Source organism: Anabaena sp. FACHB-595 (assembly GCF_048568275.1).
Classification (GTDB): domain Bacteria; phylum Cyanobacteriota; class Cyanobacteriia; order Cyanobacteriales; family Nostocaceae; genus Trichormus.
The window spans coordinates 3,698,649-3,715,922 of record NZ_CP183473.1 but is presented as its reverse complement, the minus strand read 5'-3'; the positions used below and the strand labels follow the sequence as shown (position 1 = coordinate 3,715,922).

The 17,274-nt window shown below is 40.3% G+C and carries 13 protein-coding genes and 1 pseudogene; all 14 read right to left on the bottom strand.

All coding sequences use genetic code 11. From position 1 onward, the window contains the following. Nucleotides 1–86: 86 nt before the first annotated feature. The 14 genes and pseudogenes from ACN222_RS15340 to hisD all read right to left on the bottom strand — a co-directional run bounded on the left by ACN222_RS15340 (nt 87) and on the right by hisD (nt 17,233). A complete protein-coding gene (locus ACN222_RS15340; RefSeq protein WP_010997219.1) occupies nt 87–1,037 on the bottom strand; it encodes a glycosyltransferase family 2 protein in 951 nt (316 codons plus the stop codon). Between the two features lie 49 nt (nt 1,038–1,086). Beyond that, nucleotides 1,087–2,031 (bottom strand): glycosyltransferase family 2 protein, encoded by a 945-nt coding sequence (locus tag ACN222_RS15335; protein ID WP_044521611.1) that lies wholly within the window; start codon nt 2,029–2,031, stop codon nt 1,087–1,089. Nucleotides 2,032–2,074: 43 nt separating this feature from the next. Next, on the bottom strand, nt 2,075–3,205 hold the full coding sequence (locus ACN222_RS15330; RefSeq protein WP_010997217.1) for a polysaccharide pyruvyl transferase family protein: 1,131 nt from the start codon (nt 3,203–3,205) through the stop codon (nt 2,075–2,077). A gap of 10 nt (nt 3,206–3,215) precedes the next feature. After that, nucleotides 3,216–4,481 carry a lipopolysaccharide biosynthesis protein gene (locus tag ACN222_RS15325; protein ID WP_010997216.1) on the bottom strand — a complete coding sequence of 422 codons (1,266 nt, stop codon included), beginning with the start codon at nt 4,479–4,481 and terminating at the stop codon, nt 3,216–3,218. After that, nucleotides 4,468–5,880 (bottom strand): glycosyltransferase family 4 protein, encoded by a 1,413-nt coding sequence (locus ACN222_RS15320; protein ID WP_010997215.1) that lies wholly within the window; start codon nt 5,878–5,880, stop codon nt 4,468–4,470. The genes ACN222_RS15325 and ACN222_RS15320 overlap by 14 nt, the downstream gene beginning before the upstream one ends. Continuing rightward, nucleotides 5,877–6,860, bottom strand: coding sequence for a glycosyltransferase family 2 protein (locus ACN222_RS15315; protein ID WP_044521610.1), 984 nt, complete (start codon nt 6,858–6,860; stop codon nt 5,877–5,879). The genes ACN222_RS15320 and ACN222_RS15315 overlap by 4 nt, the downstream gene beginning before the upstream one ends. A 43-nt stretch (nt 6,861–6,903) precedes the next feature. Then, complete coding sequence (locus tag ACN222_RS15310; RefSeq protein WP_010997213.1) at nt 6,904–7,869, bottom strand: glycosyltransferase family 2 protein; 966 nt, start codon at nt 7,867–7,869, stop codon at nt 6,904–6,906. Nucleotides 7,870–7,935: 66 nt separating this feature from the next. Further along, nucleotides 7,936–9,015 (bottom strand): acyltransferase family protein, encoded by a 1,080-nt coding sequence (locus tag ACN222_RS15305; protein WP_010997212.1) that lies wholly within the window; start codon nt 9,013–9,015, stop codon nt 7,936–7,938. A 68-nt stretch (nt 9,016–9,083) separates the two neighbouring features. Then, a complete protein-coding gene (locus tag ACN222_RS15300) occupies nt 9,084–10,493 on the bottom strand; it encodes an O-antigen ligase family protein (RefSeq protein ID WP_010997211.1) in 1,410 nt (469 codons plus the stop codon). Between the two features lie 2 nt (nt 10,494–10,495). Next, entirely contained in the window at nt 10,496–12,679 is a 2,184-nt protein-coding gene (locus ACN222_RS15295) for a GumC family protein (RefSeq protein WP_010997210.1), read from the bottom strand. A 105-nt stretch (nt 12,680–12,784) separates the two neighbouring features. Beyond that, nucleotides 12,785–13,975: a glycosyltransferase family 4 protein gene (locus tag ACN222_RS15290; RefSeq protein ID WP_044523101.1), complete on the bottom strand. Its 1,191-nt coding sequence runs from the start codon at nt 13,973–13,975 to the stop codon at nt 12,785–12,787. Nucleotides 13,976–14,046: 71 nt separating this feature from the next. Continuing rightward, nucleotides 14,047–15,261 carry a glycosyltransferase gene (locus ACN222_RS15285; RefSeq protein ID WP_010997208.1) on the bottom strand — a complete coding sequence of 405 codons (1,215 nt, stop codon included), beginning with the start codon at nt 15,259–15,261 and terminating at the stop codon, nt 14,047–14,049. Nucleotides 15,262–15,673: 412 nt separating this feature from the next. Beyond that, nucleotides 15,674–15,832 (bottom strand): annotated as a pseudogene (locus tag ACN222_RS15280) (Uma2 family endonuclease); the annotation flags it as partial. Between the two features lie 105 nt (nt 15,833–15,937). After that, a complete protein-coding gene (gene hisD / locus ACN222_RS15275) occupies nt 15,938–17,233 on the bottom strand; it encodes a histidinol dehydrogenase (protein ID WP_010997207.1) in 1,296 nt (431 codons plus the stop codon). Nucleotides 17,234–17,274 lie beyond the last annotated feature (41 nt).

Here is a 17,274-nt window from a genome sequence, read left to right as displayed (position 1 = left end):
CATGGGTTTTAAAACATCACGGCCAAAGCCATTTTATCCAAATACTAAAAAGCCTTATACCTCCAAAAGGAAGATATTTTTCTTGATTATTTAATCATCAGTGGATTATTTTTCTTTCTTAGGATATATATTTTAGTTAATATCCATTTTTTTATCAACCAGATAATTAAATCCTGAGCATAAGGTGCCAATAAAATTGGCGGGTGCAAGCAAATTGCTTGCCATAATTTTTCTCTAGCATGACGGACTGCATCAATATTGTTGACATTCTGCTTAAGATATTGTTGTGTGGAATATTGATAAATCCAGGCTAAACTTTGATTTTTTAAATATTGCAATTCTGGTTTGACAGACTGAAAAGTTTTTTCAACTACAAATAGGCCATCATCTTCCATATTTTTAACTTTAGTAGATGACATTGAAGTGGCAGACTGGCGATAAAAAATTTGATGTTTGCGAACTACAACAAAATTCCAAGTAGCTGATAAACGTAACCAATAATCCCAATCGGCACAACCCATACAGTTAGAATCAAACTCTCCTACAGATTCAATGGCTTGCTTGCGAATTAGAGGATTGGAACCACTAGCGAGAAAATTATTAACTAATAAATGAGCTTGGACATCACCCTCAAAGAATAGGGAAACACCAGGGATGGAAGATTTTCCTTGCTCATCCATAAAATAAGTCCAACTATAAGCAACTCCCGCCTCTGGATGTTGTTGTAATGCTGTTAGTTGCAATTCTAATTTATCGTGTGTCCACAAATCATCGGCATCAAGGAAAGCAATAAATTCCCCACTTGCATGAGAAATTCCTCGATTACGTGCTGTACAAAGTCCACCATTTTCATAAGAGAATATCTTCAAACGCTCATCTCGAATATTCTGAATCAACTCTAGAGTGCGGTCAGTGGAACCATCATTAATAATAATCAAATCAAAATCTGAGAATGTCTGTTGCTGAACAGAAGATATTGTCTCTAAAATAGTACGTTCAGCATTATAGGCAGGAATAATTACAGATATAGTAGGCATAAGTATTTTCGGATAATTTATTTTTTGATGTTCCCTTAATAAATACTCATTAAATATTGTGAGATTTTTCAGGAATATAAACCATGTGAAACTGTAATAATATCCAACTTTTAATAAGTTTTCTTATGAGACCATGAGTGTAGTCTTCTAAAAGGTTTTTTGGATAGAGAGTAATAGCCATTTTTAATCTTTTAGCGGCTAATTTAATATCTGCGAGTTTATGGCTGTTATATTTCAAACATTGTTGAGCAGTAAATTTGTAAACCCATGCTAGACTTTGTTTTTTTAAATGTTGTAATTGTGGAGGAGCTGCATTAAAAGCTCTCTCTATGACAATAGAACTATATTTTTCCATAACATCTAATTTCGATGTCATCGCAGTTGGGGACTGACGATAGATAATTTGTGCTTTTTTAACTAAAGCAAATTGCCATTTAGCCGCTAACCGCAGGTAAAAATCCCAATCTTCGCAAGATTTCAGTGTAGGATCAAAAAGTCCCACAGAGTCAATAGCGGCTCGCCGAATTAGAGGGTTGGAACCGTTCTGCAAAAAATTCTTGATTAGCAATTCAGCATAAACATCACCTGCAAATGAATTAGATTCATCAGCATAAGAATCTGCTTCATTAGCAAATTTGTAATAAGTCCAACTGTAAGCTAGTCCTGCTTCTGGATATTCTTGTAATGCAGCAAACTGAAGCTCTAGCTTGTCTGTTGTCCAGAGATCATCAGCATCAATGAAGGCAATAAATTGACCTACAGCGTGGGTAATACCGCGATTACGAGCTACGGGTAAACCACCATTTTCATAAGAGAATATTTTCAAGCGATTATCCTGAATATTTCTCACAAGTTCAAAAGTATTATCTGTTGAACCATCATTGATCACAATGATTTCAATATCTAAAAAGGTTTGGTGCTGAACAGAAGCAATGGTTTCAATAATTGTTTTTTCACCATTATATACAGGAATGATTACAGAAATTATTGGCACAAAATTTAGCCTCCCTAATATTGCCACATCTACACTGGGTTAATTAGTTTTTAGCAATTTCAGACATCTCAATCAATTCCCGAACTGTATCGGCTATTTTTTCAGGATCTTTGACAAAACGACAAAAGGGAATTTGATGTGTCCAAGCTTCATAAAAAGCTTCATTTTTGTGGTAGGAGTTAGGGAGAAAAATATGGGGAATTCCCATCAAAGTAGAGAGAATATGACCATGTAGCCTATTTGTAATAATTAACCGATATTGTTTGAATTGGTAAACTCCCTGATACATATAACTCCAAGCTTTTCGATGTGATTCAGGGTTATAAGCTTGAGAAAAAGCGGTAGTGTAGGGATGGAAGTATTTCCAGATTTGACGAGTAATCCATTCATCAGGAAATAATTTGCCTTGTTCCCAACCGTCGAATATTCTGGCGAAACTTTGAATTAAGGCATTATTAGGTAATTTTTTGTAAGAGTCACTTTCATATTTATAAGAAGCCCAATCTTCTACTATTAAATTAGGCAAGTCAAGGTTATTAGGAGAACTAGCTTGATTTAAATTTAATTCCTTATCGTTTCTAAAATGATAAAGAATAGAACTTTTATTTTGATATGAAGCAGCTATCCCTGGAGTGTTAACTAATTGAAATGCTGCATCAGGCGATTTAATAATCCGACAATTGTAGAAATAATTTGTTGCTAACTGGTAACTGTAGTTATCCCGAACAAATATAGTTAAATTGGGATGGGAATTAAAGATACGAGCAGCCTTAACTAAATTATTTTCTTCTTGGAAATAAATACTTTGGGGGAAAATGATAATTGGGTTTTCTTTGTATTCAGATATAATATGCTCTCTAAAATTCTGAAACTTTAGCCATAAATCGCCTAGATTCCCTCCGCCACTTAAAAAAATAGGAATTTCAGGTGAGGATTTGTAGTTACTCATTTCTTGGGCTGAGAAACTTTCAACACTAGCACTATAGGTAATTTTGGCTTGACGAATTTGTTGTAAATAAAGCAATTCTCCGAGCCAAATTAAGCTGTCACCAATGTTCGCATAGTCAGGATAATCTAGGAGAATACATTGTTCAAAAGGCTCTATTTTGCCTAAAGCTTCTTGTAAGTATTGTTTAATAGTTTCCGGTGTTGTGAGATTAAGGACTTGTATCATGTGTTATGACCTAAGGAGTAATGAATTGTTTTTTGTAAAAAGTGCGGTTAACAACCCAAATGTTAAACATGGGGGCTATGAATAGTTGACAGATAACAACTGCGATCGCTACATAAATAATTCCTCCATGTACTGATATTAATAGGGCAGTAGAAAATAGTATTGTATAGATTAAATTCCAATAGAGAGTTAAGCGAGTTTTGCCCATTGCGTTAAGTAAAAGAAACGTAGCTCTACCAAATTGCAGGCTTAAAGCAGATAGACAAATTAGCATCAGTACGGGAATAGCGGATGACCATTTCTGCCCAAAAATAATTGGAACATAAATAGGAGCTAAACAGGTTTGCAAGAGAATTAAAGGTGTGATTACAAAGTAAGCTTTTTTCAAGCTACTAAAGTATCTTTCTTTGAGTTGGCTTAAATTACTGCGAACTTCGCACAGGTAAGGAAATAATGCTGAACTAAATGTATTAATGATGCTCATGCTAATACCTAAGCCAGCATTAAAAGCAAAATAATAAATACCTAATGCTTCAATACTTAAAAAACCACCAATAATTAGATAGTCTATATTCCCTCTTAATTTACCTAGTAGTTCAATCGCTAGTAAATCGGCTCCAAAGCTAATAACTTCTTTATATTTGTCTAATTTAAATAATTTAGGTGGTCGCCAAGAATGATTTCTCCAAGTGATGATAATCCAGACTGGGGTTGTCAACACCATAGACCAAACTATAGCCCATACACCCATACCCATAAGGGCGAAAACCACAATAATGATATTGCTTAATAATGATTGAGTAACATTACATAATGCTGTAATTTTGAGTCGATTTTCTCGTTCAATGATAGCGGAGTTAACCAAAAACAAAGGAAACATTAAATAGACTAAACCAACTGTACAGATTGGCAAAACCAACTGTTGATTTTTATAAAACTGAGCAATAGGAAAAGCAGCAATGCACTGGAGCAAAAAAATTGCTATGCACAAAATCCAGTTCAACCAGTAAGATGTGTCACAGATAGTTTTCACATCCTGCTCATCAGCTTGAACAATCTTTGCGCCAATTCCCCCTCTGAAGGTGAAAACAGTGGCAAAATCAAACACCGTATAAACAACCGCCATTAATCCATAGTCTTGGGGGCTGAACATCCGCGCTAGAGTGATGGTTGTTCCCAGGCGGAAGATGCGATTGGCTAATTCTGCGGCTCCTAGTGCGCCAGCATTGCGAATAAATTTGTTTGATAGTGACTGTTTAAACTTACTGATGAGCATGATGTGAGTTCTGACCTAAAATAAAGTCTCGTAGTTGTTTGCCAACTATTTGCGGTGCAAAGTAACTCTCTACACGCTGTCGCGCACGTTTACCTAACTCCCGTCCCCAGGCTTCGTTGTCGAGAACTTGTGTGAGTGCTTGTGCTAATGCTGTCGCATCTTCTCGCGGTACGACTAGGCCGCCAGAAATGTCTCCACCTGCAAAAATGTCCGGTACACCAGGAGCGTCAGCCGCTACGACTGGTAGACTACAAGCCATTGCTTCCAAGGGTGCAACGGGAAAACCTTCTTGACGAGAGGGGAGGGTATAAACGTCAGCAGCCGAGAGATAACGTTGCATAATAGCGCGATCGCTCACAAATTCATTTAGCCATAACACCCCTTTTAGCTGCATACTGGCAATACGCTGGTGCAATTGCTCGGCATCGCTACCTGTACCCACAATTAATAATCGCAGGTTAATATCTGGACGCTGATTGCAGATTTGCTGCCAAGCTTCTAGTAATATATCTAGCCCTTTGCGCTCTATCTCTACTCTGCCATGCCAGACGACTACCCTTGCATCCAGGGGAATATCTAGTTCTTTTCGTGCTTGGAGGCGATCGCTTCCTTGCCAAGTTGTTATGTCTACAGGGTTGAAAATTTGCCCGATTTTGCTAGCGCCAATCCCGTAAGCAGATTGGATACGTTTAATTTCGGTTTGGGTAGCGACAATAACACCCGCGCAGTTGCGAAAAGATAAGTGTCGCCAGGGAACTTCTAGCCAACTCTGAGTGCGATCGCCTCCTTGGAAGGTAGCGAACACGGGAATACCAGTCATTTTTCCCAGGAGTGTACAACTATCGAAGCGGGCATACTCATATTCTTGACACAAAATTGCTTGACAGTTTTCGCGCTTTAGTTCCTCAGCTAATGATCCCAGGGGTGTACAGAGGTAGGTTCCCACACTTTTCGCCAAGTCTTTCACTGGTGTCAGCAGAGAACGGCGAATGGGATTGCTATCTTGAATCTCCTTAAAAGATTGAGCTGCACTAGCGCCATAAACATTCAGCGATTTACGCCGCACAGCACGGTAAGGACGATACGTTGGGGATGGAGGTAAAACGCAAATTTGGGTATTGGTGGGTATATGAGTAAAGCGTGATGGACGCTCAACACGGGCGGAAATACAAAATAATACCGTCCGCACACCGACTTCCTTGAGAGCGTTGATATAGCCAAACATCCAGCTACCGACGAACTCTTTACAGAAAGTCTCGAAAGAAATATTAATGCTATCTAAGAAGTCGTCGATCAAATCGTAACAGTGGAGTAAGGCGATCGTTGGTTCTGGAATTTGTAATTCTTTTGTATCTGTATTTTGTGGCTCTGCAAGTTCTTGATTGAGAATATTTTTCATGCTTCTAACCTCGGAACACTCAGAGAAATACGTTGTTTTGTTAACTGCAAAACATAATTAGTCACCTGTGGGGGAAAAATCTTTTTCAAGAGAAACTTGATTAATAACTTTTGAGTTGTTTTCTCTAATAAAATCTTTTGATTTAATCTAATAGCTGCCAACAAATGTTCTTGCGCTTGACTAACTGCAAATTTGTCATCACGATGTTGAATATACAAACTTGAGCAGTAGACATGAAAGCTACTCATAGTATATTTTTTCAAATATTGTAGTTCTGGTGGTGCTGCTTGATAAGCCTTTTCCATTGCTATGAGACAGGCTTCTTTCATCACTTCAACTTTAGATGACATCGCCCCAGGAGTCCGACGATAAAATATTTGGTATTCAGGGACTACAATAAAATCCCAATGAGTTGCTAGGCGCAGCCAATAATCCCAATCTTCACAGGATTTGAGCATTGGATCAAATTCGCCTACTGAATTAATTGCCTCCTTACGTATTAACGTATTGGAACCACTGTGAATAAAATCACTGACTAATAGATTTTGATAAACATTTCCGGTAAAAGAATATTGAGATGATGGCAAATATGCTACAGGTTCTCCTTGTTCATTTACATCCATAAAACAAGTCCAACTGTAGGCAACTCCGGCTTCTGGGTGCTGTTGCAAAGCTTTTAATTGCATTTCCAGTTTATCAACAGCCCATAAATCATCTGCATCAAGAAAAGCAATAAATTCTCCACTTGCATGAAGAATACCACGATTACGAGCTACTGGTAATCCACCATTTTTATAGTTAAAAATTTTTAACCGCTCATCTTTGATACTTTGGATAATTTCTGGAGTTCCATCTGTAGAACCATCATTAATAACAATGATTTCCCAGTCAGTAAAAGTCTGCTTTTGTACAGATTCGATTGTTTCTTTAATAGTCAATACTGCATTGTAAGCAGGTATGATCACAGAAATTAATGCCATATCTTTCACCGAAAATAACTAGCTTTGGTCTTGATTACTCTCATTACTTTTGTAAAGCTAACTTGACCCGCCGCATAGTGTGAAATAATGGCAGCAATTTACTATAGCCGTCAGCCCCAAACCATCGCATGAGATTAATAGCTATACTCAAGCGGATATACTCTTGGGAAAAGCGTAAACTGGGATAATAAGCCACAGCTTGCTGACAAAACTCACGAGATTTTTGATAATCTTTTTGAAAACTTTGTAGTGGTTTCCAAGCTAGGCAAAGGTAAGTAAAACCATAACTTTTATTTTTTAAAACCTGTAAATCTTGTGATGCAGTCGCAAAAGCTTTTTCAATGACTATAGCAAAACTGTGTGCCATTGCTTCCCAATTTTTAGAAGCACTATTTGAGCGTTGTCTGTAGTAGACTAAAGCTTCTTTAACAACTTTAAAATCATAACTTGTGGCAATGCGTAGCCACATATCCCAATCTTCTACATAAGAGCCTAAATTGCGGTCAAATAGACCCATTTTTTCAAAACACACTCGACGTACAAGCGCCACACTACCACACTCAACAATATTATGTTCAGTCAACTGTGGCCATACATAACCTTCTACCTGATTTTTAAATATTTTTCCTGTTGATTTACCCTGCTCATCAATATAAGCAACCCAGGTATAAACCAACCCGACTGTTGGATTTTCATCTAAAACACTAACTTGTTTTGCTAGTTTAGTTGGCTCCCAAATATCATCAGCATCCAGAAATGCAATATATTCACCTGAAGCATTAACAATACCAGTATTTCTTGCTCCCGCTAATCCTTGATTTGCTTGAGAAATCAATTTTAATCTTGGATCTAAAATTTGAGATACCCATTCCTCAGTATTATCAGAACTGCCATCATTCACAACTACCACTTCAAAATCGTGATAAGTTTGCCTGAGAACACTTTCAAGTGTCTCTGGTAAATAAGGCATCGCATTATAAGCTGGAATTACTACAGATACTTTTGGCATATATTAGCTTTTTTCTTAATAATGAGAACCGTAAAAATCCGATTAGAAATTAATGTTTTAAACTATCTAAGCATTGGCTGTTTTTCTAGGTTGAAAAGCAAAGATCAATGGTTTTTCAATGAACGAATGAACTATGCAGCCAAACACAATAGACATTACAGCAATTACAAGACCAATACTATTTAAAACAAAAATATTTTCGGTCATACTGGGATAAATCTTTTGGATGATTTTGCTAATATTATTAATCGCAAATCCATGCGCCAAGTAAATAGAGTAAGAAGCATCACCTAAATATACAAGTAAGGGAGGAACCTGAATATTTTTTGTGTTCTCTAGAGAAACACAACCTAGTACAAGCAACATGGAAGGAATACCAAAGGTAATGACTTGCGACAAATTGACAATTTGATGGTAATAATTAATTGCCGACAGCGTGTAAAGAAAAGCGCCAACAGAGATTAAAACCATTCCCCATTTAATTTTGGATCTAGCAAATAAATATGCTGCCAAGCAACCCAAGGCAAATTCCAGATTATAATGACTAAAAATGAACCGAAGAAATACGCTATCTGGGGGTAAATTCAGTAATCCCCAAAAATTACCTAATACACCTAATAGCCAAACACCAACTATGGGGAACGAAATTCTAGTTGGTAAGCCGATTAATATAGCAAAAATTATATAGAATAAAATTTCATAGCTTAAAGTCCAACTGACACCCAAGAAACTACTCGAAAGAATTTCTTGCTGCTGGGGAAACAAGGTAAATGCTTTCAGCGTCTCAATTAAGCTTCTTTCGGTGCTACTGGGATTATAAGAAAATGTAAAAGAAGCTAACAGTTTTAGACTAAGAAAAACCCAGTATATAGGGTAGATCCGCAGAAATCTTTTAAATAAAAATGTAAATGTTTTACTTTTATTGGCAATATCCTTTTTGTGGACATACAAAATAATAAATCCACTCAAGACAAAGAAAAAGTCTACACCAGAGCCGCCAAAATTAAATATTTTAAACCAAAAATCTTGACCAAAGTTTTGATTAAAAATTAAGTCTCCATGTGCGAGTACTACCAGCACTGCTGCTAACCCCCGCAATACTTGGATAGTATAAAGTTTTTTCTTAGTTTGAGAATTATCAGCCATGATGCTTCCTTATTATTAATCTGTGTAATATGGAATTTAAGAATGTTTATTTTGAATTTTGAATTGTATTACGTTGTGGGCTTGGCGTTCCAATCCCAACCGGCTACCGCCAGCAAAGTAAACCAATAAAAGAACAACATGGTATGACTCCAAACATTTTCAGTAATCATTCCCACAGGCATTGTTAAAATAAGTGCTAATAAAACCAAGCAAAGACTATTCTGTGTTTTATTGAATAGCGATCGCCTCATTAACTGCACAATTCGCCCAATCTGTACACCAAAGAAGGCTATAAAGCTGACTAAACCAACAATTCCACCTTCTGTTAATGCCCGGACGTAATCGTTATGGGCATATAAACCGTTACTAGCAATATGTGTAGTCACGCCCAACCCGTAACCGAACAGTGGGTACTGTTTCCAGGCTTCGAGTAATTCGTGCCATTGAGCAATTCGCCAGTTGAAGCTGTTATTGTCGCTATAAGATAAGAGAATTGCTCGCCATATATCTATATCTGGGTTGAGCAATGGTGTTTGTGCTATTGATCCCAGCCGTTGTTGTCCAAACTCTGTACTACCGAACAGAAATATTACTAAGCCGAAGAAAAACACTGCACCGATAAGTTTCAATAAACTTAATCTGGGAGCAATTAACACCAGCATGAATACAGCCAACATCATCAAGCTAAACAATGCTTTTGTACTGACATAAAAGAAAGCCAGTAAGCCCAGCAACAGCAACCAAGGCCAGCGTACTTTAGTAATAGTTAGCTTCCAGGTAGTCAGACCAATAAATAATAATAAGAAGGTAGCAAAACTGTTAGGATGCCCAATACTACCTCTAATGCGAGAACCTTCAGACAAAACCCCCCCAGACAAAGGTGCAAACTGGGATGGCAAAAGCCCAGGCACGAACATTTGCAAAAATGCGATCGCCAGAGGTATGACTAAAGCCCAAAACAGGAGATTGATCACGGTTTGGGGGTGAGTCTTCTCCTTTAGCTGCATGACTAGTAAATAAACCATCAGCCAAGAGAACAAGCGAACCCATTCTCGTAAACTAGTAGCAAAAACTGCGCCATCCAGTCCTAGTCCACCTATAGGTAAAAGCACTAACCACATCGCTTGGAAAATTACCCAAGCAACGAAGAACCACAAAAAGCAATCGGTGTGTACAGTGCGCTTTTGAAACAACAGAACGACTACATATAGTAAGGTGAGGATGTCGATAGCGATCGCAAACGCAGAGGGTAAGGGCGGAGAAACAATACCATCTATGGCACTGCGAATAATCAAAGCGCTCAATACGGCTTGTTCTAGATTTCTAAAAAAGAAACCCAGTACTACTAATGAAACTACCGCTAAACCAGGTAAAACTGGACTAGCACCAGCAGCAAACCCGGCAATCAAACCGATAATTATCACTCCTAACCAGATGGCTAGAGCAGAAAAGTTAATTGAGCGCTGATAATTCCTCATCTTCAGTTCGACCTAGAATCGTTGGATGAATTTCTGGCGCTACTACCCAGAGATGTTAAACGTCTCAACGGTCTAGATAATATCGAGGGATATTCCTCCGATGGGTAACGGTAGTATTTTTCTATGTCAGTTGCCATACCATTGACCACTACCCCCAAAACGGGAATGCGATTTTGGTTGAGTTCTGACACGGCTCGTTGTAATACCTCCTTCAAGGTAAAACCGGGGCGTGTGGTGAGGATGACTCCATCACTCATCTGACTCAAGGTGGAAGCATCAGCGCAGGCGCTCAAGGGTGGGGTATCAATAATTACTAAATCGTAGCGTTGGGCTGCTTCTGCCACCAAAGACTTCATCGCGGCTGACTCTAGGATCTGGGAAGGTCTTCCTCGCAATTCGCCGCAAGTCAACACCGAAAGATTTTCTATGGTTGTTGACTGCACAGCACTCAGTAAAGGTCTAGTCCCATCAATTACATCTGTAATTCCTGGTCTGGGCGGTAAGTTAAATAGGGTATGTTGTGAGGGTTTACGCAAATCTGCATCAATAATTAATGTCCGCCGAGATAACATGGCAGCGACCGCAGCCAGATGGGAGACAATAACTGACTTACCTTCTCCAGAAAGGGGACTGCTGACAACTATCACCTGCAAATTGTCCACATTGCGAAACTCCAGATTCTTCAGCAGCATCCGGTAAGGTTCCACCAAACCCAAGTCATCAAGAAATTGTTCGGCTGGTTCCAGACTGAGTTTGGTAGCAGGAAGACGGGGTAAAACTCCCAACAATGGTAATTGCAGTAACTCTTCGGCTTCTGTCGCATCGCGCAGAGTGTTATCCATGAGTTCCAGTAGCAATACCAGTCCCACAGCTAAGATGCTGCCAAAGAACCCAGCAATCACAAGTACTACTGTACGTTTCGGGGATGTGGGTAACTCTGGGGCTACAGCCGTCTCAATAATGCGGATGTTGCTAACTTTCTGCGCCTCAGCAATCTGTGCTTCTTCTAGTTTGCTTTGGAGAAACTTGAGTGATTCGGCGGCTTCTTCCCGTTGACGAGTGAGGACGGTCAACGGTTGCTGTTGAATAGGGATGAGTGCCAAACGACTTTGAATATTAGCTCTCATTTTCTGGATAGCATTCAGCTTATTTTCTACGGCTAAACGCGTAATATCATTGGTGATTAAATCAGAAATGAGGGTTTGACTAATTTGGTCGTTGGCTAAATCCTGAAAATTATCTGTTTGTCCACTAGAAGATACCCTAGCCATCTGCTGTCCATACAAAGCGCGGATTTCATTCCTTTGTTCGACTAGATCCAAAACTGTGGGATGGGCTTCTTGATATTTGGTACGTGCTTCTATTAGCTTGGTTTCTATATCAGTTAACTTGGTGCGTAATACCTTGAGTTGTTCGTCTTGTCCTTCTCTGACAGAGGCGTAAGCGGTATTGATATTTTTCGCATCTGTCACTTGGCGTAAAGATGCGTCGCGCGATCGCGTTTCTTGAAGTTGTACCGCCAAGGTACGTTCTTGATTTTCCAGTTCCGCTAAACTACCCACCAGACTCCTGGTCTGATCATCTGTGGCGACAACGCCGCTTTGTTGTCTGTATTTAGTTTCCGCTAGTTCTGCTTGTAGTAGTCGTTGACGCGCTATGGGTACTTTTTCGGCCAAAAATTCCCTGACCTTAGTAGCCTCAGAACTGATGGTTTTGATATTTTCCTCCACCATCGCCTGAGATACAGCATTGAGAACCTGAGCTGCTTGATTTGGTTCGGGACTTTGATACCTCAAATCTAAAATGTTAGTCGCTGGGACTATAATCACTTTCAAATTTGAGCGAATATCTGAAGGTGTTAGTGGTTTTTGTGTGGAACTATCTTTTATTGGCGGATTGAGTTTAGAAATAGCCAGTTGTAAGACTGTTTGTGACTTCAGTAACTCTGCCTGATCTGCTAAGGGATTACGTCCAACACCTGTAGGCGTTATCTGTGTCAAGTCACGACCCAATTCAGACACACTCGCCTTTTTATCATCCAACATCAATCGTGCTGATGTTTCATACAAACGTGGTGTCACCGCCAAGTAAGCAAATGATGCTCCGATGACAGCTGCAAACACAGTCACAGCCGGAAAGCCTCTGCGTCCCAAGACTCCTAGTAAGGTTGAAATGCCTTTTCCCATTACATATACCCGTAATTCACAATACTCTACGAGAAGGCTTGCACCTGTGTGATGAAGAAGCCAGAAATGAGAAGATTCTTGATTCTGACTTCTGGATGTGTGCAATTATTCTTTACTACCAACTCTGGCTAGACGAACTTCTCTAGACTTCGATGCACCTACCGGTTGAGGTGAATTTAACAGTGTTTTGTATAGTTTGAGATTTTCCGCAGTTATATGCTCCCAACTATAATTTAATTGAATATTTCTTTGGGCATTTTTAGCCATTGCTGCTACTTGTTGGGGATGACGAATTGCCCAATCTAAGGAACTCACTAAAGAGTCTGTATTACCAGCCATAAAGAGGGTTCCCATGCCTCCATTAATCAATTGTTGGTGAGGCAAAATATCGCTGGCGACTACTGGTATACCTTCCTGCATAGCTTCCAGCATTGCTAAAGGTAATCCCTCTAAATCAGAGGGTAAAACAAACATTCCTGCACCGCGAACAATTTCCCATAAACGAGGGCCTCGCAATTCACCTGCAAAAATAATATTGGGATTATTAGCGACCTTTTCTAATAATTGAGAGGTATAAGATTGAGTATCGCTGACACCTCCCGCTAATACTAGTTTCCATCCTGGTGCTTGTAATTTAGAAAAGGCTTCAATCAGTAAATCAGGACGCTTTTCGGGAACGATTCTGCCCACAAAGATCATGTAACGCCCTGACTCTAAACCCAGTTTTTTACCATAGGTAAAACTGAGGTCTGATTCACCATAGCTTGCGGGAGCGTTGGGGATATAAACTGTGTCCCGTCCATAGGTTTCCGCGAAGTAGGTTTTAAGAGCATCAGAGACAACAACCATACCGTGAGCAAAACGAACTGCTGCCTGTTCTCCCCCTTGAATTAGCCGAGTCGAGAAGCTACCCCACTTGGCGCGTTGCCAATCTAAACCTTGACAAGTAACTACAATTTTCGCTGAGTTGGCAATTCTGGGTAGGAAAGTGAACAGAGCTGGGCCAAGAGCATGGAAATGGACAATATCATATCTCTCTGCGGTTGCAGCGATCGCTCCTAACGCAGAGGTGACGAATGCGTCTGCGCCTCTGGCATCTATCCCAGGTAAGGAAATGACTCGCACACCTTGAAAATCATAATTTCCCAGCCAAGCAGTGTCTGTATATGAAGAACGAGCAAATAAATCCACGCTATGACCTTGTGCAACTATCCGAGGATATACTTCTGCACAGTAATGCTCAATGCCACCCTGTTTAGGAGGAAGACCTTTTGCACCAATTACAGCAATTTTCATAGTCATGATGTTGAATTCTTTGATGAGGGAACACACTAAAATTAAAGACAGTTGGGAAAACTGTCTGTTTGTCAGCTAATTACCGAGAATTCTTTTAATTCCCAGCGATTTAACATATCGCCATAAACATCTCTCACAACAGTACGCGCAGCATAAGGTTGTGCCGTGCGGACACAAGCCTCAACGGGATAATCTTGTGGCTTTAATAATATCCGCCGTAAAGCATCGGCTATAGAATCCGGTGTTCTTTGCTCACAGACAATACCACTATCGCAATGAAGTAATTTAGGAGTTTCACCGCATTTAGTTGTTACCACCGGCGTTCCACTAGCCAAGGCTTCTAAGACAACTAAGGGTAAACCTTCATAAGCGCTGCTGAGAACAAAAGCACTACTCAAGCGATGCAATCTAGCCAATTCTTTTTGTTTCAATGCTCCCAGCATTGTTACCTGACTAGATAAGCCTAACTGTTCAATTTCCTGACGTACTGGAGTAGCTAATTCTCCATCGCCTGCTATCAATAGGTGAGTGTGGGGTTGATTTAAAGCGGCGAAAGCACGTACTAACAACACTGGATCTTTTTGGGGATGCAGTCTTCCAGCAAACAGAATAAAACGTGTTGCTGGGTCTAGTCCCATCTGCAATGCTAATTCGCGCCGATTAGCTTCCCTTTGCGGCTGACTCCCAGAATAGAAAACCTCGTTATCAAAGGAGTTTTTTACGAATGCCACACGGTCTTGTAATTGGGGATAACGCTGGCGGTAAAACTGTGCAGCATCAGTGTTACAAGACAATATCTGACTAAACTGGCGGATTAATATACTCTCAAGAGCAAAGTAGGCTGCTGGAAATCTGCGCCACAGTATGGCTTTGCGGTCGGCCACAGTTGCCATCTGTGTGTGAATATCATTGTGAATAAATATCGTTTTTTCTCCCTGCCAGTTCATGGCTGCCAAGCTAGGCTCAAGCCGATGAAAGTGCATAAAATCTGATGACAGGGAACGGCCTAACAATGCAGCCGTATATCTGACTGTAGTTGGGATTAAACCTCTAACGTTATCGTCTTCTAACTTGAGAATAGGTAAAAAGCTAACCTCTCTACCTGCAAATTCTGCATCTTGCCATTTACCAAGGGACTGACTAGAATCGCTAGCTGTTCCCACCAGCCGCACTTCAAAATCACTAGGAGCATACTTGATAAACGTGTTGATTAATGTCTGAATTCCTCCAATAGAAGTTTGCCAGGGATTGAACTGGTAAAAGATGGTTAGAACTGGTTTACGCATTACTCACACCCTAGGCGATATCATCACCCCGCAAGTTTGCAATTAAGTCAATAGGGAAGATACTGCAAAATAGTTGTAAATTTTATAACTACTTTACATAAGAACACACAGGTATATGGTAGTATCTCTAGGTTTAAAAGTCACTGTATCATTCCCCTCTTTGCAAAAACTTTACATTGTAGAGAGTATATACACTTGTAAAGCACTTACGCAACATAGAATTTAATTTCATTAATTTAAATCAACTTCATCATAGCTTCATCTAATTTGTGTATTTGTGCGGAAACAGGCTTATTGTCTTTTGTAGTTGCTTGTACTTTGCTTTTTCTATTAAGACTGCCCCAGCGATCGCCTAAGATTTATTTTGCGACCCAATATCTTCAGGAACCTTCAATCAGTAGTCGTTTTATTCTCATGATGTGAGACTAGTGGCTTGAAAAATCTGCTCGGCGGTTAAATTCAATTCCGGGAAAGCAAGGGAGACAATGCGATCGCTGCCTCTAAATCGAGTAACTTGGTATTCAGCATCGATTAATAGATAAATAGATATAGTAGGTTGTTTGGGGTTGCCAGTGTGGGGATTGGGGATTGGGGACTGGGGATTGGGGATTAGTACATTTCATTCTTTAAATATATTTGAACCCCTATACCCCTAAACCCCTATACCCCAACACCCCTACATATCTTTCAGCCCTTGCAAACGCACCGCTACACTACCTGCATGAGCTGGTAAACCCTCAGTTTCTGCAAGAGTGACGGCGGACTGGCCTATTTTCTGCAATGCCGCTTGATTGCATTCTAAATAGGTAATGCGCTTGAGAAAATCGTAGACACTTAAGCCGGAAGCAAAGCGGGCAGAACGGGAAGTAGGTAATACGTGATTGGGGCCACCTAAATAATCACCGATCGCCTCTGGAGTATAACGACCTAAAAATAAACTACCAGCACACTTAATTTGACTAGCTAGCAATTGAGGGTTATCTACACACAGTTCTACGTGTTCTGGAGCTAGTTGATTGAGTAAAGGGATACTTTCGGCTAAATCCCTAACAATAATCACTGCCCCATGATTTTGCCAACTACTACTGGCTACTTTTTGACTGGGTAAGGTAGTGAGGATTTGCTCTACCGCCGCAATCACTTGTTGGGCAAAGGATTCAGAGTCAGTAATTAAAATTGATTGAGCGCTGGGATCGTGTTCAGCTTGGGATAATAAATCCCAGGCGATCCATTCTGGATTGTTTTGGCGATCGGCGACAACTAAAATTTCCGAAGGCCCGGCGATGCTGTCAATACCCACAGTCCCAAATACTTGGCGTTTGGCTTCAGCAACGTAGGCATTACCAGGCCCGACAATTTTATCTACGGGGGTGATAGTTTCTGTACCGTAGGCTAACGCCCCGACTGCTTGCGCTCCACCTATACTATATATTTCTGTTACGCCGGCGACTTGGGCAGCAGCCAGAACGGCGGGATTGATTTCCCCATGAGGCATAGGCACAGTCATAACGATGCGTTCTACACCTGCAATTTTGGCGGGTAGGGCATTCATCAAGACCGAACTGGGGTAACTGGCGCGTCCGCCAGGGACATAAATTCCCACTTGCGATAAAGCTACCCAATTTAAGCCCAGTTTTACGCCTGCGGTATCGGTGTAACCAATATCTTGGGGTAATTGTTTTTGATGAAAAGAACTAATACGTTCAGCCGCTAGTTCTAAGGCTGCTTTTACCTCATCTGAACATTTCGCTGCTTGTTCGGCAATGAAAGCCGCACTTAAATGATGAGAATGGGGTCTATAGTGATCAAAACGACTGGTATATTCCTGGACTGCGGCATCACCACGCGCTTTTACATGAGCGAGTATATCGCGTACTGTACCACTAACATCAACCGTTGCTTCTCGGCGATCGCTCACCAAGCTTTGGAATCTGGGAGAAAATTCTTTGTCGGTTGTTTTCAAGACTAGCATGGACAGTATCTCTGGGCTAATGCCGGTTTGCAGTAAGGACA